This is a genomic window from Oceanospirillum sediminis, from assembly GCF_014164585.1.
In the GTDB taxonomy this organism is placed as follows: Bacteria; Pseudomonadota; Gammaproteobacteria; order Pseudomonadales; family Halomonadaceae; genus Oceanospirillum; species Oceanospirillum sediminis.
Genome location: NZ_JACJFM010000007.1, coordinates 137,618 through 153,703, shown reverse-complemented (window position 1 = coordinate 153,703; position 16,086 = coordinate 137,618). Strand labels below are relative to the sequence as shown.

General features: G+C 44.7%; 18 protein-coding genes. 11 read left to right on the top strand and 7 right to left on the bottom strand.

Features of this window, described 5'->3' with window-relative positions; all coding sequences use genetic code 11:
* Positions 1 to 109: 109 nt before the first annotated feature.
* On the top strand, positions 110 to 724 hold the full coding sequence (locus H4O21_RS07940) for a DUF4291 domain-containing protein (protein WP_220495564.1): 615 nt from the start codon (positions 110 to 112) through the stop codon (positions 722 to 724).
* 275 nt (positions 725 to 999) lie between these two features.
* On the opposite strand, the gene H4O21_RS07935 is transcribed toward H4O21_RS07940, so the two are convergent.
* The 3 genes from H4O21_RS07935 to H4O21_RS07925 all read right to left on the bottom strand — a co-directional run bounded on the left by H4O21_RS07935 (position 1,000) and on the right by H4O21_RS07925 (position 3,687).
* Positions 1,000 to 1,326, bottom strand: a complete 327-nt coding sequence (locus H4O21_RS07935) for a hypothetical protein (RefSeq protein ID WP_182808316.1) — start codon at positions 1,324 to 1,326, stop codon at positions 1,000 to 1,002.
* Entirely contained in the window at positions 1,323 to 2,423 is a 1,101-nt protein-coding gene (locus tag H4O21_RS07930; protein WP_182808315.1) for a hypothetical protein, read from the bottom strand. Before H4O21_RS07930 ends, H4O21_RS07935 begins: the two co-directional genes overlap by 4 nt.
* 334 nt (positions 2,424 to 2,757) lie before the next feature.
* Positions 2,758 to 3,687, bottom strand: coding sequence for an AEC family transporter (locus tag H4O21_RS07925; RefSeq protein ID WP_182808314.1), 930 nt, complete (start codon positions 3,685 to 3,687; stop codon positions 2,758 to 2,760).
* Positions 3,688 to 3,975: 288 nt separating this feature from the next.
* Between H4O21_RS07925 and H4O21_RS07920 the strand changes: the two genes are divergently transcribed.
* From H4O21_RS07920 to H4O21_RS07910, 3 genes are all read left to right on the top strand, one after another.
* Complete coding sequence (locus H4O21_RS07920; protein WP_182808313.1) at positions 3,976 to 4,443, top strand: hypothetical protein; 468 nt, start codon at positions 3,976 to 3,978, stop codon at positions 4,441 to 4,443.
* 19 nt (positions 4,444 to 4,462) lie between these two features.
* Positions 4,463 to 5,065, top strand: coding sequence for an SCO family protein (locus H4O21_RS07915; protein ID WP_182808312.1), 603 nt, complete (start codon positions 4,463 to 4,465; stop codon positions 5,063 to 5,065).
* Positions 5,066 to 5,173: 108 nt separating this feature from the next.
* The gene (locus H4O21_RS07910) at positions 5,174 to 5,617 is read left to right on the top strand and encodes a copper chaperone PCu(A)C (protein WP_182808311.1); all 444 of its coding nucleotides are present in this window, start codon (positions 5,174 to 5,176) and stop codon (positions 5,615 to 5,617) included.
* 116 nt (positions 5,618 to 5,733) lie between these two features.
* On the opposite strand, the gene glnK (H4O21_RS07905) is transcribed toward H4O21_RS07910, so the two are convergent.
* The 3 genes from glnK (H4O21_RS07905) to glnK (H4O21_RS07895) form a co-directional block, all read right to left on the bottom strand.
* Positions 5,734 to 6,072, bottom strand: a complete 339-nt coding sequence (gene glnK, locus H4O21_RS07905) for a P-II family nitrogen regulator (protein ID WP_182808310.1) — start codon at positions 6,070 to 6,072, stop codon at positions 5,734 to 5,736.
* 235 nt (positions 6,073 to 6,307) lie between these two features.
* On the bottom strand, positions 6,308 to 7,552 hold the full coding sequence (locus H4O21_RS07900; protein WP_182808309.1) for an ammonium transporter: 1,245 nt from the start codon (positions 7,550 to 7,552) through the stop codon (positions 6,308 to 6,310).
* A 64-nt stretch (positions 7,553 to 7,616) separates the two neighbouring features.
* Complete coding sequence (glnK, locus tag H4O21_RS07895) at positions 7,617 to 7,955, bottom strand: P-II family nitrogen regulator (protein WP_182808308.1); 339 nt, start codon at positions 7,953 to 7,955, stop codon at positions 7,617 to 7,619.
* A 354-nt stretch (positions 7,956 to 8,309) separates the two neighbouring features.
* Between glnK (H4O21_RS07895) and H4O21_RS07890 the strand changes: the two genes are divergently transcribed.
* The 6 genes from H4O21_RS07890 to darG all read left to right on the top strand — a co-directional run bounded on the left by H4O21_RS07890 (position 8,310) and on the right by darG (position 13,734).
* Complete coding sequence (locus tag H4O21_RS07890) at positions 8,310 to 8,555, top strand: DUF3375 family protein (RefSeq protein WP_182808307.1); 246 nt, start codon at positions 8,310 to 8,312, stop codon at positions 8,553 to 8,555.
* A gap of 64 nt (positions 8,556 to 8,619) precedes the next feature.
* A complete protein-coding gene (locus H4O21_RS07885; protein ID WP_220495563.1) occupies positions 8,620 to 9,768 on the top strand; it encodes a hypothetical protein in 1,149 nt (382 codons plus the stop codon).
* A gap of 33 nt (positions 9,769 to 9,801) precedes the next feature.
* Positions 9,802 to 10,059, top strand: a complete 258-nt coding sequence (locus H4O21_RS07880) for a DUF6880 family protein (RefSeq protein ID WP_182808305.1) — start codon at positions 9,802 to 9,804, stop codon at positions 10,057 to 10,059.
* Between the two features lie 181 nt (positions 10,060 to 10,240).
* The gene (locus H4O21_RS07875; RefSeq protein WP_182808304.1) at positions 10,241 to 11,617 is read left to right on the top strand and encodes a coiled-coil domain-containing protein; all 1,377 of its coding nucleotides are present in this window, start codon (positions 10,241 to 10,243) and stop codon (positions 11,615 to 11,617) included.
* Positions 11,618 to 12,013: 396 nt separating this feature from the next.
* On the top strand, positions 12,014 to 12,667 hold the full coding sequence (gene darT, locus H4O21_RS07870) for a type II toxin-antitoxin system toxin DNA ADP-ribosyl transferase DarT (protein WP_182808303.1): 654 nt from the start codon (positions 12,014 to 12,016) through the stop codon (positions 12,665 to 12,667).
* Positions 12,667 to 13,734, top strand: coding sequence for a type II toxin-antitoxin system antitoxin DNA ADP-ribosyl glycohydrolase DarG (gene darG / locus H4O21_RS07865; RefSeq protein ID WP_182808302.1), 1,068 nt, complete (start codon positions 12,667 to 12,669; stop codon positions 13,732 to 13,734). Before darT ends, darG begins: the two co-directional genes overlap by 1 nt.
* An 87-nt stretch (positions 13,735 to 13,821) precedes the next feature.
* Here the strand turns inward: darG and H4O21_RS07860 are convergent, their stop codons facing one another.
* On the bottom strand, positions 13,822 to 14,274 hold the full coding sequence (locus tag H4O21_RS07860) for a helix-turn-helix domain-containing protein (protein ID WP_182808301.1): 453 nt from the start codon (positions 14,272 to 14,274) through the stop codon (positions 13,822 to 13,824).
* A 273-nt stretch (positions 14,275 to 14,547) separates the two neighbouring features.
* On the opposite strand from H4O21_RS07860, the gene H4O21_RS07855 reads away from it, so the two are divergent.
* Positions 14,548 to 16,047: a type I restriction-modification system subunit M gene (locus H4O21_RS07855; RefSeq protein ID WP_182808300.1), complete on the top strand. Its 1,500-nt coding sequence runs from the start codon at positions 14,548 to 14,550 to the stop codon at positions 16,045 to 16,047.
* Positions 16,048 to 16,086: the final 39 nt, after the last annotated feature.

Below are 16,086 nucleotides of genomic sequence, written 5' to 3'. Positions count from 1 at the left end.
ATTTAGACTGGGAAATTTTTTTCGAGTGCTTAGCTGAATGATGTTAAAGTCAGTTAAGACTTAAATATGATAATCAAAAATATTAAGTCGTCTGCCTTCAGACTCGACCATGGATGGTTTAATCATGAGTATTCCTTATTGCCAGATTCGTGCTGCTTTTAATGGACAGACTATTCGCGTTTACCAGGCTTATAATCATGCTATTGCTGATTCAGCTTTGGAGCATGGTACATTCATATCTCCTCCCTTTAAAATGGAACGTATGACATGGATTAAACCGTCTTTTCTGTGGATGATGTATCGTTCTGGATGGGGGAAGAAGGATAATGGTCAAAGCCGTATTCTGGCAATTGATATCACAAGAAAAGGTTTTGAGTGGGCATTGGAGCATAGCTTGCTTAGCTATCAAGCCAGAGAGTACGCAAATAAGGATGAGTGGCTGAGAATTAAAAAAGCAACCCCTGTTCGTATCCAGTGGGATCCTGAACGAGACTTATATTTGCAACCGCTTGAATATAGGGCTATCCAGATTGGGTTAACTAATGAAGCCGTAACACTTTTTGTAAACGAATGGATTCAGAATATTACTGACGTTACAGACCTGGCGGTAGAAATTCACAGATTGGTTGAATTGAATCAGATTGATGAAGCAGTACGAAGACTTCCTATAGAAAAAGCTTATCCTATTAATAGTAAAATCAAAAAACATTTAGGAGCCGTATAATGGCTCCTTACAGTTATTGAATGTTATATGCGTAAAAAATGATGTATATAAGCAGAGTTAAAGATGTAACTTCCTTAAACTCATAAGTAGACGTACACTACTCTTCCCTGCATAAAGCCCGTATTATCCGGCCTTTTCGGCCGGATAATATCGGAATGTTTATGTTCGGGTACTTATTGTGTAGGTGAATTGTTGATACAGCCTGACCCTTATTTTGGATTAAACCAGGAAAATCTATAAAGATTTTAATCGTCTGGGCCTTACATTTAGACGGCTTACTCATATGAAACATCTTTAAGCCGGTTTTCCAGGTCGGCTGCAATTTCCTCCATGAGTTCACTATCTCCTGATGGCTGGCAGCTGTAGAACCAATTTCCTATATCGCTATTATGTTTTAGAATGAAATACTCATTTCTACACCTTAGTTGATAAGAGCGTGTGTTTGTTCCTTCATCCTTTACACTAATTTCGGTGTTGTAATTTTTTGAAAAAAAGCTGATTAAAGTGTCAAAAAAATCTGAGTCCTCCAAGCCTAATACATGATACTCTACAACTCCTTGAGAACCTTTTTTTTTTCTATAAATAACGTTTTCTTTCTTCATAATCCAAGCCTTTTGTTTACACTCTGTCTTGATCTTTGAGAACTGTTTATTATTTCTTTGCTTATCTGTTCTTCAGAAGGTTTTTCTATTCCTTTTTGGATAAGTTTTTTAGTTGTTTTTGATGAAATTTCTTTAAATGTCAGATTTGGCTCTTCTCTCGTAAGTCTATCAGCAGTAATTCGATCTTGCATTCTTTCTCTGGCATCTGATCTGAACTCATTTCTCAGGTTGAATGCTTGTTTGGCCTGTGAACTAATAGGTAGACTTTTATCAAGAAGGCTTGGTATTTTTTTCTCTTGGTCTAGATAGAACTTTCTGGCTTCCGTATTAGACAAGGTCCCTCTATTTGGATTATTTCCATAATGAGAATAGAAATCGGCACTTCTTTTGTTAACATTATCTGGATTATATGGGTTTTTTTTGTCTATTAAGGAAATAGGTTCTTTTATATTCCTACCCCGACTAGCTATTGTGGTAACTAAAGGGATAATAGCAGAGTACCCTGGGATAGACTGAATCTTTTCAGCTCCTATTGCCTCTGCACCTTCAGATAGAGGAATGGTGTCCGGGCTATTTTCTTTATAAGCAGATACTATCTCTTCAGATGTAAGTTGGTTTCCTGTCTGTGTGTCTGAGAACTTTACAATACCTTGCTCAGAGAACCACTCTGCCTGTTGTGCCCGTTGGTCCTTGATAAAATCATTTGCAACCTGTTTGGTAGCCCCAACAATCTGATCAAGAAAACCTTCTTCCTCAGGAGATTTTCCTATGTTGTGGGTTGGTCTTTTTCTTCCTGACTGGATAAATTCTGTTAATCGAGTCTGAAATTCAAGTGTTGTAAACGGGGATGACGACTTTGATTCTGCCCAGGTTATACTGCTTAATGATATTGTTGATCGAATTAGTATGATGTCTCCCGAACGAATTTTATCTTTTAGCTCCCTTTTTTGTCTGGCCTGATCGCCAAGGCTGTAGCCATAGGAATACACGGCGAATGGTTTATCACCTTCGTCTATAATCCTTAGTGCTTCGTTTGGGTGAACTATATATGGAAGGTCTTCTATATAAATTTCGTTGAATTTGCTTAAGTAGTACATTTTAAGTCCATTTTTATAAGCCTTTGAGTCCTTCAAGGTGTAATATTTAAATTCTCTTTATTTTTTCTCTTTAGTGGAAATTAATATATTTGAACAGGACTAGCACTGAAGTAAATAAAATATATTTATCATGTGATTATTATTTTTTGTTAATGAGTTGTAATTGGCGACAGCTATTAACATGTATTTATATTGATATGATTTTAACTATATATGCCGGGCATAAATATTTATTACTAGCCTGGCCTGAAGCAGAGAAAGTAAAGAGTATAAATACCGAATCTTTTGTGCAGATATTGAAGGGATATGCAGACATCCATGTCTGAGAATCTTCCTAATGCAATAAACCTGAATGGATAAATTGCAGAATCAAAGGCAGGCTGATCATCGCCAGCAGTGTCTGAGCCGTGGTGATGGTTGCCATTAACGGGGCATCACCACCCAGCTGGCGGGCCAGAATATAGGCTGATGTGGCAGTAGGCATTGCCGCAAATAACAGCAGAACAGAGATCATCAGCAGTTCCAGATCCAGCCAGAGGCCGATCAGAGCAGTTACAACCGGCATGATGGCCAGTTTGATCACACTGGATGAGATCAGAGGCCAGGAGGCGCTGCGGATACTTTTAAGATCCAGAGCAACCCCTACGGCCAGCAGACCCAGTGGCAGAGCGGCCCGACTGGCGATATCAAAGGCGGCGGCACTCCAGCCCGGCAGCCCGATCCCAGTCAGGTTTAACAGCATCCCCACAGTACAACCGACAATCAGCGGATTTTTGATGATCGCTTTGACTGTACCCATAATCCCGCCTCCGGCCTGCCCGGCATAACAGCTGAAGATAATGACGCAAAGTACATTGACCAGTGGGATCATAATTGCCATAGCGACAGCGGCCAGGGTCAGCCCGGCATTACCATACATTGCCTGGGCTGCTGCAAGCACGACGTAGGTGTTAAAGCGAATCCCCCCCTGATAAATAGAGGTGAACGAAGGCCCGGAGCGAGTCAGCACCGGCTTCAGAATCACCATTAGCAGCGTCATAACGGCTAACAGAATAACAATGGCCAGCGCCAGTTGATCAATGGCGACATCCTCTATCCGGGCGTTGGCCATTTTGCTGATCAGCATCACCGGGAAGAGGAAGAAATAGGTGAAGCGTTCTGCCAGTGGCCAGAAATCACCACCGGGAAAATTCAGATGGCGAATGACAGCACCGGCCATAATAACCATAAATACAGGGACCAGAGCGTCCAGAATAAGCGTCATACTGCAGTCTCAGTAAACAATGAATCAGGTGTCATGCTGTTCTGGGGCCGCCAGAGCGCGTGACAGAATTAAGGATACGATCAAGTGGTTATTTTACTGCCTGGTCAGCCTGAGTGCCTGTTAACTTCTGTGAAAAATGGTGCTTTTGCTTTGTGATCTTCCAATGCTGAGTTTGTTATGCTTCAAACCTCCATGCTCTATCAGGTTGCAGGTCTATGCGGCAATTAGTCACACGGTATTTGCTTATGGCTGAGATACACTTGCCACAAACATAATCGGGCGAAGTGTATGTCTTCAAACCAGATGAAATGGCTATGGAGTCTGACGGCTCTGGCTCTTTTAATCATGTTGCTCTATCTGGGCAATCACCTGCAGGAACTGACTCAGGTGGACGATACCCGTGTGCCGGGGTGTGTGGTGACAGAAGGAAGCTGCATTGTTGAGATCAGTCCGGAACAGCGATTGAAAATCTCTTTATCCCCCTGGCCTATTCTGGCATTACAGCCGGTCAGTTATACCGTCGCGGCTGAAGGCATCGGTCTGGAGTCAGCGCGCCTGGCACTGACCGGTAAGAATATGTACATGGGAATTCATCAGTACACTATGATGGCAGACGCCAGCCAGCAACAACTGAATGTCACCGGCACCATCAGTGTCTGTACGGAACGTGTGATGCCCTGGCGTGGTCGTATGGACCTGGAAACCTCAAACGGGCCACAGCAGGTCTGGTTTGATTTCAACGTACATCAGTACTGAACCGTCAGAGAGTTTTATCATGCAAAGTTTTGGCAAGCATTTTATTAAAGCGCTGTTAATGCTGATACCGGCTGTGGCACTGGTTGCCGGTATGGAGATGTATCAGAAATATCAGCAGGAACAGGCGGGTGGCTCTATGCAGCTGGGCAGCCCTTTTACTCTGCAGACTCAGGATGGGCCCTTTACACTGGCTTCTGATGGCAATGAACTGAATGTGATCTATTTTGGTTATACCCAGTGCCCCGATATCTGCCCGACCTCCATGTCTGTTATGTCTGCCGCTTTCAATCAATTGCCGACAGACGCACTGCAGAAGGTGCAGGGTATTCTGATCAGTGTCGATCCTGAACGGGACACTCTGGAGCATCTGAAAACCTATGCCGAATATTTCCATCCGCAGATTAAAGGGATGACGGACGCACCAGAAACGATCAGAGCACTGTCGGCCCGTTATGGTGCTTTCTACCAGAAGGCAGAAGTGAAAGGCAGTGCTATGGGATACACCGTGGATCATACCTCGGTCTTTTATCTGACTAATCGTGAAGGCCAGGTTCTGGAAACCGTGTCTCACTCAGCTTCGCCGGATGATCTGCTGGCGGCACTGAAAAAGCGCTTACTGTAATCCTGAACGTACATACCTGCACAAAAGTATTTCGATATTTTCCGGCGGACCGGTTAGAGAGAAATTTTTGTGTGAGTGCTTAATAACGCAAATAAATAAGGATCTGTTATGAAAAAGACACTGCTCAGTTTACTGCTGCTGGTACTATCGCCACTGGCGCTGGCTCAGGATATTCAGGTGATGCATCCGTATGCCCGTGCTGTACCTCCGGGGCAGATGAATTCAGCCGCTTTTATGATGCTGAAAAACGCTGCTTCTGAGCAGGTCAGCCTGGTGAAAGCAACCAGTCCGGCGGCGAATGTGGTTGAACTGCATAACCACATCATGGATGACGGTGTGATGAAAATGCGTCAGGTAGAAGATATCAAGGTACCTGCCGAAGGTATGGCAGAACTGAAACCAGGCGGTTTTCATGTGATGCTGATTGGTCTGAAACAGAATCTGAATGAGGGCGATCAGATCCAGCTAAAATTACACTTCAGCAATGGTGAGATGGCTGATCTGGAACTGCCGGTGAAGAAAGTACAGATGGGTATGAAGCACAAACACTGATGCCTGCCCTGAGAATCAAAAAAGCCCCCGTCGGATTACCTGCCGGGGGCTTTTTTGATGGTGTTCTTACTGACAGAGTTGAAAAGTACCCCACTCTGTCCAGTCTGAAGAGAATATCAGACTGCGTCAGTACCACTTTCACCGGTACGGATACGGATAACCTGCTCCAGAGGAGAGACAAAAATCTTACCGTCACCGATTTTTCCTGTGTTGGCTACTTTTGTGATGGCATCAATTACCTGATCCACAATATCATCGCCTACAGCAATCTCCAGCTTAACTTTTGGCAGAAAATCTACCACGTACTCAGCACCGCGATACAGCTCAGTATGGCCTTTCTGACGACCAAAACCTTTCACCTCTGTGACTGTGATGCCCTGTACACCAATCTCAGACAGAGATTCACGTACATCATCCAGTTTGAAAGGTTTAATAATGGCAGTAACCAGTTTCATTATTATGCTCCTCTGCAAACAGCGTCTGCCAATGTGACGCTGCAAGAATAGTATCCATCGTTTTAATCTGTGTATAGCATACTGTGATAACCGGTAATAAAAAAGGGCACCCGAAGGTGCCCGTAAGGAGGTAGATGCTCAGAAATTGTCGTTATTTTTTAAGATCTCTGCTCTTGCGTTATTTTTCTTCTCTGAGTCAGTTTTATTATTATTTCAGGTCTTATATCGGTATTGCTTATTTAGTCGTGAACTCAGGATAAGCTTCCAGACCACACTCTGCGATATCCACACCGTCGTACTCTTCTTCTTCCGATACACGGATACCGATGACTGCTTTCAGGATGGACCATACGATCAGGCTTGCGATGAAGACCCAGCCGAAGATGGACACGATACCCAGCAGCTGTGCCGAGAAGGTTGCATCAGCGTTGCTCAGAGGTACTGCCAGCAGACCCCAGATGCCCACTACACCGTGTACAGAGATCGCACCGACAGGATCATCAATGCGCAGTTTATCCAGTGCTACGATGGAGAATACAACCAGGATACCACCTACAGCGCCGATCATGGTTGAAGCGAAAGCGGTTGGAGACAGAGGGTCTGCAGTGATCGCTACCAGACCTGCCAGAGCGCCGTTCAGTACCATTGTCAGATCTGCTTTACGGAACCACAGGCGAGCCAGGATCAGAGCCGCAATCGCGCCACCTGCTGCTGCTGCGTTCGTGTTTACAAAGACTTCTGCTACTGCGTTTGCTTCGCCAACATCCGACAGTTTCAGCTCGGAACCACCGTTGAAGCCGAACCAGCCCATCCACAGGATGAACGTACCCAGAGTTGCCAGAGGCATGTTACTGCCTGGAATCGCGTGTACTTCACCATTAGGACCGTATTTACCTTTACGAGCACCCAGCAGCAGAACACCTGCCAGAGCAGCCGCTGCACCGGCCATGTGTACGATACCTGAACCTGCAAAATCAGAGAAACCTGCTTCGCTCAGGAAACCACCACCCCAGGTCCAGTAACCAGAGGTTGGGTAGATCACACCGGTCATTACTACAGCGAATGCCAGGAAAGCCCACAGCTTCATACGTTCAGCTACTGCACCAGACACGATAGACATAGACGTCGCTACGAATACCACCTGGAAGAAGAAATCCGAGCGCGCTGAGTAATAAGGGGCATCTTCGCCACCGGCCAGTACGGCTTCAGTGGTGTTTTCTTCACCAATCAGGAAGCCCAGGCTTGGCAGAATGCCACCGGATTCGCTGCTGTACATCAGGTAGTAACCACACAGCAGATACATGGTGCAGGCAATCGCATACAGGGCGACGTTCTTCGTCAGAATTTCTGTGGTGTTCTTAGCACGTACCAGACCGGCTTCCAGCATGGCAAAACCAGCGGCCATCCACATGACCAGAGCACCACAAATCAGGAAATAAAAGGTGTCAAGGGCATACTTGACCTGTACTAAATCTTCCATTGGAAAATCCTCCAAGGGTTTTTAAATAGGGTTTTATAAAACGTCTGGATCTGTTTCTCAGCGTTTAAATTGCATCGGTACCGCGCTCGCCGGTACGGATACGAACAATCTCTTCCAGTGTGGTGATGAAAATCTTGCCATCACCAATCTTGCCGGTGTTCGCCGCAGTAGTGATGGATTCAACCACCTGGTCTACCTGGTCAGCGGATACCGCGACTTCCAGTTTTACTTTAGGCAGAAAATCCACCACATATTCCGCACCGCGATACAGCTCGGTGTGGCCTTTCTGACGACCAAAACCTTTCACTTCTGTAACCGTGATTCCCTGAATACCAATTTCCGATAACGCTTCACGTACATCGTCCAGCTTGAACGGCTTGATGACTGCTGTGACCAGTTTCATGGTTTATCCCCTTCACGAAAACGTGACTATCTGTATGAGTTTGTCCGGTAAAAATTGGTAGGCTATTTAACAGTGCATCACCTGTCAGCCTGCTTGCCCAAGGTTTTGCATAGGATGTGCCAGGAAAAAAAAGTCTAATTAATTCAAAAAATTAAGAGAAAATTCAAGGAAAAGCTGCATCAAATAAGCAGGCCAGGTTAAAAAATGGTGCACTGCTGAAAAACCTGGGGTCAGGGTTTTGCACTATTTTTGTGCAATTCAAACGCTTCACTATTGAGCAGATGTTCAACGATGAAAAAATGTAAAGTGGTAAGATAGTTACCTCCTAATAATAACCGGCTGGCACATACTGTTATGTCTTCTGATTATCAGACTCTGGAAGCTCTGCGACAAAACCATCCCGCCTGGCGCTTACTGGCCAGCCCTCATGCGCCTTTAATGGTCAGCTTTTTTCAGAAAGTCTTTCTTGAACGCAATGCCAGGGTACTGGATCAGTCCGACCTGACCGAAGCACTGGAAGATGAGTTGTTTCATCTGCGGGAGTTGCTGGGACAGGATAAGTTTCCTTATCTGCTCCGGGCACTGAATCAACTGAGCTGAGAGCGTTATTCTTATGGGTAAAAACGTTGCCAGATCTGTTTTTTTACCTGACTCTGTGGACTGAATGATGAGTGAATACCAGTATTATCGTTTTGAATGCACCGACAGCCTGTTGTCCTCACAACAGCAGACAAAGCTGCGCGATATTTCCAGCCGTGCTGAGATCACCTCCAGCTCATTTCAGGTGTATTACAACTATAGTGACTTAAAGGCCGATCCTGATCTGCTGATGAAGCAATATTTTGACGTGGGTTTTTACTATGCCGATTGGGGGGAGGTCATTATCTGGCTGAAGTTGCCACCGAAAAGCCTGCCTGAAACTTTTACAATGATTGATGACGGTTTTTCGGCGATTGTCTGGAATACAAACCAATATCAGTTGCTACGTCTGGTGATGAATGAGGATGATCGTTACCGGGATGACGATGATGCCGAACGTTTTTTTACGTATCTGAGAGACCTTCGAGCAGAGCTGATCAGCAAAGATTACAGGCTGCTGTATCTGTGCTGGCTGATTCAGGTTCATAATAATGATTCACCACCCCCTCTGCCTCGTATTGGTTATGACTTTTCTCAGTTAACAGACGCACAGCAAGCCTTTGCAGACTTATTTGGTCTGTCTGAAGTGCCTGTCAGAGCGTTAGCGGCCCTTCTGAGTCAGACAAAAAATCATGCAACGTTATCAAGTCGCCCACTACCGCCTGAACAGCAGCTCCGTCAATTATCGGCAGAGGATAAAGACCGGCTGCTGTACGCTCTGTTTGAACAGGGACAGCTGTCCAGCCAGCAGGCGTTGGCAATGCTCAACGAAAACACCGTACCGGATCAATGGCGTTACTGGCTGAAGGCCGAAGATCTGGACGCTTATATGGCTCGCATCAGAGATGAGATGAACCGGGTATATCGGGCACGGGAAGCGGAACGTAAAGCCAGGGAACAGGCAGAGAAGGAGCACTATATGGAGCAGGTCTTCGCGAACAGAGAGGTTGGCTGGAAGCGAGCCAAAGAGGGTGCGGACAGCATGAAGCCAAAGGGATATGACCAGACGGCCGCCACGTTACAGGAACTGTTTGATGCTTACAGTATGAAGGGCGTTCTTCAGGACTTTATTCTCCGGTTCCAGCGCTTTGTATCAGACTACGCGACAAGGCCTTCACTGATGCGGCGACTTGAGGGGCTGAAAAAGGCCATTGAGACTGGACAGTGTTTATGAACCCTGAGAGGCAGGGGGATAAGAAATAAGGTTATGGATAAGGCATTGACCCGGAATCTTGAGCAGGTGGGATACGATCTGTTGATTGGTATATGTTATCCATTACTGTTGTCAGATATTCTCAATGCTGGTCGCAGTAAGGCTTATGACTATGCAGCAGACTATTACCGGCATCTTGAGCGGTTGGACGAAAAGATAGACGACTATCCATCTTTAACTGACCGGTCAGAGTTTAAAGATCAGTTAGAGCAGAAACATGGTCGGAAATACTCTTTCTGGAATCGCTTGTAATATACTGTAAATGTTATGATTTCCCACTGCTTTGGACAGAGGTTCTGCTTTTCACAATCTGTTCTGCAACGTGAGATAAAATATTCATTGTTCGACGTGCAGGCTTGCGAAACGATGAATGAAAGTGGTGAGTTGAGCTTGATTAGAAGGTTCTGAGTGATATCAGTAAAAAGGGCGCCGAATGAAGGTGGATGAAATTGTAAGTCAGGTCGCAAAGGCCAGTGTTTCTCAGGATCTGTTAAACAAAGCAGGTATGCCTGATTTATTGGCAGACCTCTTCCAGCCTGATCTTGCTGAACAGCCTGAGACGCTGAGCCATCTGATGGTGATTGCAATTGCTCAATCGCAGCTGCTGACCCGGCAGCAGCAAACGCTGCAAGAACAACACAGTATCATTCAAAAGCAGAGCCATGATATTGAGCGCTCGAATACTGCGGTGAGTAAGCACCAGAAGGTGCTAAGTCAGCATCAGACTCAGCTGAAAAAGCTGATTGAAGGTTATGCTGAACGTCAAGGGCTGTCACAGGCAGTTGCTGAGCCTCAGGGGCTGAGTCAGGAAGCCGATGACAGGATTCAATCAATCGAGCACGCCTTGCAGAATGTAATAACAGAGCAAAGCGAGGCGATTGCCGGGTTACAGCAGTTTCAGAGTAATGAAATCCAGCATCTGGATGATACCGTCAATGAAAAAATTGATTTCATAGAGGAATCCCTGCAAGCCTCCATTGATGAACAAGAGCTGGCACTTTCAGGTTTTCAGGCCTATCAGGAAAATGAGTTAAGGAACCTGCGGGATGACCTGGATTTTGTTAAAAATGAACTCAGTGATGAGATCGTAGAGGCGAAAGATTTAACGGAATCTCTGGCTAACCAGAACTCAGAGGATATGCAGTTCTTTGAGAATACGTTAGAAGAGAACATGACGTTCCTGGATGACAAACTGGATGCTGTTCATACCGCTTGCGATACCCGATTAAATAAACTTTCCGATGATATGCAGAGCGAACTGGCTCAGCAGAGTGAAGCCCTGCAGAATATTAACAGTGCACTATCAAAAGAGCTGGAAAGCCTCGCAGAACAGCTGACATCTGTTCAGGAAGAACAGGCTCAGAGTGCACTGAAAAAAGACGATGATCTGGGTGATAAAGTTGATGCAGTCCTGGAGGAGAGCAAAGCGTCAGCAGAAGCACAGAACCAGAATATACAGACGTTAAAAGAACAGCTGGAATCGCTGGAGGCTAAATCGCAAAGCCAGAATGGAGAGCAGAAAAAGCATCTCTTAAGAGTTGAGCAGAGCCTGAAAAAGTCGGTTTCTAATATTGGCAGTACACTCAGTACTCATGCCAGCTTTTCGAAACAGCTAAAGGCAACAAGTCATAAAGAGCTGAAAGCGCTGAACCTGAAGATTGATCAGCAGGAAGGCGATTTATCAGATGCGCTGGAAAACTTTGAGCGCCGTGTGCAGCATCTGACATTGTTGGCATACGGTGGTATCGGGGTTGCTGTGCTGACCTTGATCGGGCTGGTGTGGATGAGCCTGTCATCTTTTGGTGTGTAACCTCAGGATATTTCCTGCTCTTACTCTTCTATACCCGTAAAAGAGCGCCCACCACTGTGCGATGTCATGTGGTGGGTAATAATGAGCTTCTACAGAGGCTTTAAGCCGAGTATGTTTTTAATAGAACCTATTCGATATTCTGAATCTGAATATTGATCCAGATTTAAAAATTTATATATATCATAAAGATACCAGTGAATTTCTGTGATTATTTCTTCTTTACCCACCAGTTTACCCACCTTTTGCAATTCATCTACGCTTAAAAGTCACTGGATTGATCTGGGATATTGCTACCTGAATTACATTTGACTAAAACGTACCAGATCAAAGAGAGTATGATGCAAGCATTGTTAATCGAAAGTGGATCATGCTCCAAAGATGTTTGTAGGTAATTAAGTGGCATATAACTACCAAGCGACCCTCAACCCAGAAAAGGCTCTGATTTGGCGTATTGTTCACAGGGACAATATCCCCTGGGTTCTGGATAATGGTTTGCACTGTGGTAATAGTACGATCCAATGCCCTAATTGGGTGCCGATAGGAAACCCAGAGCTAACTCATAAAAGAGCTACGCATGCCGTGCCCGTTGGCACTCAAGGCTACTTAAACGACTATGTTCCGTTTTACTTCACGCCTTTTTCACCCATGCTGAAAAATATTCATAGTGGTTGGGGTGGTGTACGCCAGCGGCCAAATGAAGATATCGTTATCTTGGTGTCTGATCTGTATCAGATACAGGCAATGGGCCTGCCTTATGTATTTACTGATAGCCATGCTTATTACGCTTGGAGTAATTTTTATACTGATCTTGAGGATCTGGATAAGATTGATTGGTCGATACTTCAAGCTAGAGATTTCCAGCGTGCTCCTAACGATCCTGCAAAGTTTGAGCGCTATCAGGCTGAGGCTTTGGTTTATCAGTCCTGCCCTGTAGAGGCTCTGATAGGTATGGTTTGTTACACTGAAGATGTAAAAGCCATGTTGGATAACTGGCTACATGAACGAAAAATTAATATGCCTGTTTATGCCCGAACAGGGTGGTACTTCTAATGATTAAATATACACAAGGCAATTTGTTAGAAGCAGAAGTTGATGCTCTGGTGAATACCGTCAATACAGTGGGAGTGATGGGTAAAGGGATTGCTCTGATGTTTAAGGAGCGGTTTCCTATAAATATGCAGGAGTATGCTAAAGCCTGTAAAGAGCAAAGAGTACAAACGGGTAGAGTGTTTGTTACAGAGACTGGAGACATGATGGGGCCTCGTTGGATTGTTAACTTTCCAACTAAGCAGCATTGGCGGGCTCGATCCAAAATGGAGTGGATTGATGAAGGTCTAGTGGACTTGCGCCATTTTATTTTGGCTAATAAGGTTCGCTCCATTGCCATTCCACCACTGGGTGCTGGCAACGGTGGACTGAACTGGAAGGATGTAAAACCCAGAATAGAGCAAGCTTTGGGTGATATTGTTGATGTTGAAATAATTATTTATGAACCGACGACTCAATATCAAAATGTGAGCAAAAAAACAGGTGTAAAAAAGCTCACACCGGCACGAGCATTAGTTGCTGAGCTGGTACGACGTTACTGGATTCTAGGAATGGAGTGTAGCCTGCTGGAGATTCAGAAACTGGCCTGGTTCTTACAGCGAACGGTAGAGAGGAAAGGGCTTAATAATGAGCTCAAGTTGAGATTTGAAGCTAACTATTACGGGCCTTATGCAAATAACCTTGACCATCTTTTGAATGCTCTGGACGGTAGTTACCTTAAATCAGATAAGCGCATTCCAGATTGCGATCCGCTGGATGTCATCTGGTTTAATGATAGTGAAAAGGATCGGATTACAACCTATTTATATTCAGAAGGAAAGGAGTATATATCCGCACTGGAAGAAGCCAGTGAGCTAATATCAGGTTTCGAATCACCTTTTGGCCTAGAGTTACTATCCTCTGTGGACTGGTTATTGGTTCAGGAAGGTTGTGAACCCAACCTGATATCTATCAAAGAGGGTTTGCAGCGCTGGCCTGCAGGAGACAAATGGGCACAGCGAAAGTTAGCTTTATTTAATGATAAACACTTACAGTTTGCGATAGATAAATTAGCCGGTTTTGCATATTAATTGAATATATAGGTTTCTGATAAAAGTCTGTCCTATTTAGCCGATACACGACGGGAACATGATGCACAACGGTATAGTTAGAACTCATCAGTAGCCCAGCCCTAACTCCTGATCCAGAGCACTTAATTCATCAAGGGCATTAAGCCGGTTTTTTTCCAGTGTCTCCTGATATTGACGAAGGTCGGCAAACCGTACCTTGCGACGATTCCCCGAACGGTGGAATGGGATCTCTCCATCATCCAGCAATTTAATCAGGGTAGGCCTTGAGACATTTAGCAGGTCGGCAGCTTCCTGTGTGGTCAGTTCTGCATGAATTGGCACTAGCTTAACGGCGTTGCCTTCACCCAGTTCCGTTAGTACATCTACCAGCATACGCAGAGCGCTAACGGGCATATTTACCGAGTGGGTTTCACCACTTTTATCCTGCACAGAAAGGGTCTGGACTTCTGCTTTGGTTTCTAAAATTGCGGCAAGCTCCTGGCTGCAAAGTTTTGCAAGAGCGGCTTCTTCAGCGGAAGGTAGTTGTTCATGTGCTTGCATTGTTTTGCATTTCTCAAATGGTCCTATTCGAATTATTCGCAAAGTTGTATTGTGAATCAATCTTTTCTAAATATTCGAAAGCTTTAATATATGCTTTTAGCATAAGATCGGTACTTGGGGGCTGGAAATACCATCAAATTAGATAACTTAATGTTTGAAAAGGAATATATTGTCTGACTCTACTCCAGTGATAAACTCATTATTAAATTGAAAATACTGGCCTCAACGAAAAAGACTCCCCCTGAGCCGCAGGATGTGATTGAGAAATAAAGAATGACACTGATTAAATTAAAAGATCTGGAAGCGCATCTTTGGCATGCAGCCCATATCATCACAGGCCCAATTGATGCGTCTGACTATAAAACATATATCTTTCCCATCCTGTTTTTTAAACGTATTTGTGATGTTTACGATGAAGAGCTCAAAGAGGCTTTAGAGCAGGTCGGTGATGAAGAGATTGCCAGACAGGATATGTTCCACCGTATACAGATTCCAGAGGGTTGTCATTGGGATAAAGTACGCAATAAGCCTAGTGATATTGGTCAGGCCCTGAAAAATGCATTTCGTGGTATTGAGCTTGCTAACCCTAAACTGCATGGCATTTTTGGGGATGCGGGCTGGACCAACAAAGAGCGCTTGCCAGATGAGTTACTCATCACATTGCTTGATCATTTCCATCAGGTAAATCTTGGTGTCGCCAGCGTTCGCGATGATGATATGGGGCGAGCTTATGAATACCTGATTAAACGCTTTGCAGATAAAGCAAATAAAAAAGCAGGTGAGTTCTATACCCCCCGTACCATTGTACGTTTGATGGTCAATATCCTTGATCCTAAAGCAGGTGAGAGTGTCTATGATCCCGCCTGTGGAACTGGCGGTATGCTGTTAGAAACCATCCATCATGTTAAAGAACAAGGTGGTGACCCTCGCTTATTAAAAATCAAAGGACAGGAAAAAAACCTGACGACAGAAGCGATTGCCAGAATGAATCTGTTCCTGCACGGTCAGGAAGACTTCAGTATTCTTCGTGGTGATACGCTACGTGATCCTAAATTCCTGGTTCAGGATCAGCTGGAAACATTTGATTGTGTGATTGCTAACCCGCCTTTTAGTTTAAAAGAGTGGGGGCATGATCAATGGTCTGACGATCCCTATGGTCGTAAGCATTATGGCCTGGCTCCTAAAACGAATGGCGATTTTGCCTGGGTGCAGCATATGTTTGCTTCACTGAATAAGTCAGGGCGAATGGCTGTGGTATTACCTCATGGCGTGTTATTTCGTGGTGGAGCAGAGGGAAAAATTCGGACTAAATTGCTGAAAGAAAATCGTATCGAAGCGATTATCGGCGTCGCTTCAAACCTGTTTTATGGCACAGGTATTCCTGCTTGCATACTGGTATTACGCAAGACCAGACCCGAATCTCATCAAGAACATGTACTGATCGTTAATGCTGAAGAGATTTATACCAAAGGCCGAGCGCAGAATACGCTGAGTAATGATCAGTCTGATGATATCTATCATATTTATCAGACCCAGCAAGAAAAGGGTCCTGAAGCAGAAGAAATTGAAGGTATTGCCCGTTGGGTCTCATTGGATGAAATCGAAGAGAATGATTTTAATCTGAATATTGCCCGTTATGTGCAGAAACCACTGGAAGAAGAAACCATCACGGTTGAAGAAGCATTACAGGATTTTCAGCAAAAGCTTGCAGCTTTAGAAAAAGCAGAAGAGGAACTGGAAGCCTTGCTTATAAAGGAAGGTTTTGAAGTATGAAACTAACCCTTGCTTACACTTTTGAGCTGGAATATATGG

Excerpts from the sequence above, each read along its gene's own strand:
- glnK (WP_182808310.1), bottom strand. The coding sequence starts at position 6,072 with ATGAAACTGGTTACTGCCATTATTAAACCTTTCAAACTGGATGATGTA.
- H4O21_RS07900 (WP_182808309.1), bottom strand. The coding sequence starts at position 7,552 with ATGGAAGATTTAGTACAGGTCAAGTATGCCCTTGACACCTTTTATTTC.
- H4O21_RS07885 (WP_220495563.1), top strand. The coding sequence starts at position 8,620 with ATGATGAGTGAATACCAGTATTATCGTTTTGAATGCACCGACAGCCTG.
- H4O21_RS07930 (WP_182808315.1), bottom strand. The coding sequence starts at position 2,423 with ATGTACTACTTAAGCAAATTCAACGAAATTTATATAGAAGACCTTCCA.
- darG (WP_182808302.1), top strand. The coding sequence starts at position 12,667 with ATGATTAAATATACACAAGGCAATTTGTTAGAAGCAGAAGTTGATGCT.
- glnK (WP_182808308.1), bottom strand. The coding sequence starts at position 7,955 with ATGAAACTGGTCACAGCAGTCATCAAGCCGTTCAAGCTGGACGATGTA.
- H4O21_RS07915 (WP_182808312.1), top strand. The coding sequence starts at position 4,463 with ATGCAAAGTTTTGGCAAGCATTTTATTAAAGCGCTGTTAATGCTGATA.
- H4O21_RS07925 (WP_182808314.1), bottom strand. The coding sequence starts at position 3,687 with ATGACGCTTATTCTGGACGCTCTGGTCCCTGTATTTATGGTTATTATG.
- H4O21_RS07920 (WP_182808313.1), top strand. The coding sequence starts at position 3,976 with ATGTCTTCAAACCAGATGAAATGGCTATGGAGTCTGACGGCTCTGGCT.
- H4O21_RS07880 (WP_182808305.1), top strand. The coding sequence starts at position 9,802 with ATGGATAAGGCATTGACCCGGAATCTTGAGCAGGTGGGATACGATCTG.
- H4O21_RS07860 (WP_182808301.1), bottom strand. The coding sequence starts at position 14,274 with ATGCAAGCACATGAACAACTACCTTCCGCTGAAGAAGCCGCTCTTGCA.
- H4O21_RS07940 (WP_220495564.1), top strand. The coding sequence starts at position 110 with ATGGATGGTTTAATCATGAGTATTCCTTATTGCCAGATTCGTGCTGCT.
- H4O21_RS07855 (WP_182808300.1), top strand. The coding sequence starts at position 14,548 with ATGACACTGATTAAATTAAAAGATCTGGAAGCGCATCTTTGGCATGCA.
- H4O21_RS07910 (WP_182808311.1), top strand. The coding sequence starts at position 5,174 with ATGAAAAAGACACTGCTCAGTTTACTGCTGCTGGTACTATCGCCACTG.
- H4O21_RS07875 (WP_182808304.1), top strand. The coding sequence starts at position 10,241 with ATGAAGGTGGATGAAATTGTAAGTCAGGTCGCAAAGGCCAGTGTTTCT.
- H4O21_RS07890 (WP_182808307.1), top strand. The coding sequence starts at position 8,310 with ATGTCTTCTGATTATCAGACTCTGGAAGCTCTGCGACAAAACCATCCC.
- H4O21_RS07935 (WP_182808316.1), bottom strand. The coding sequence starts at position 1,326 with ATGAAGAAAGAAAACGTTATTTATAGAAAAAAAAAAGGTTCTCAAGGA.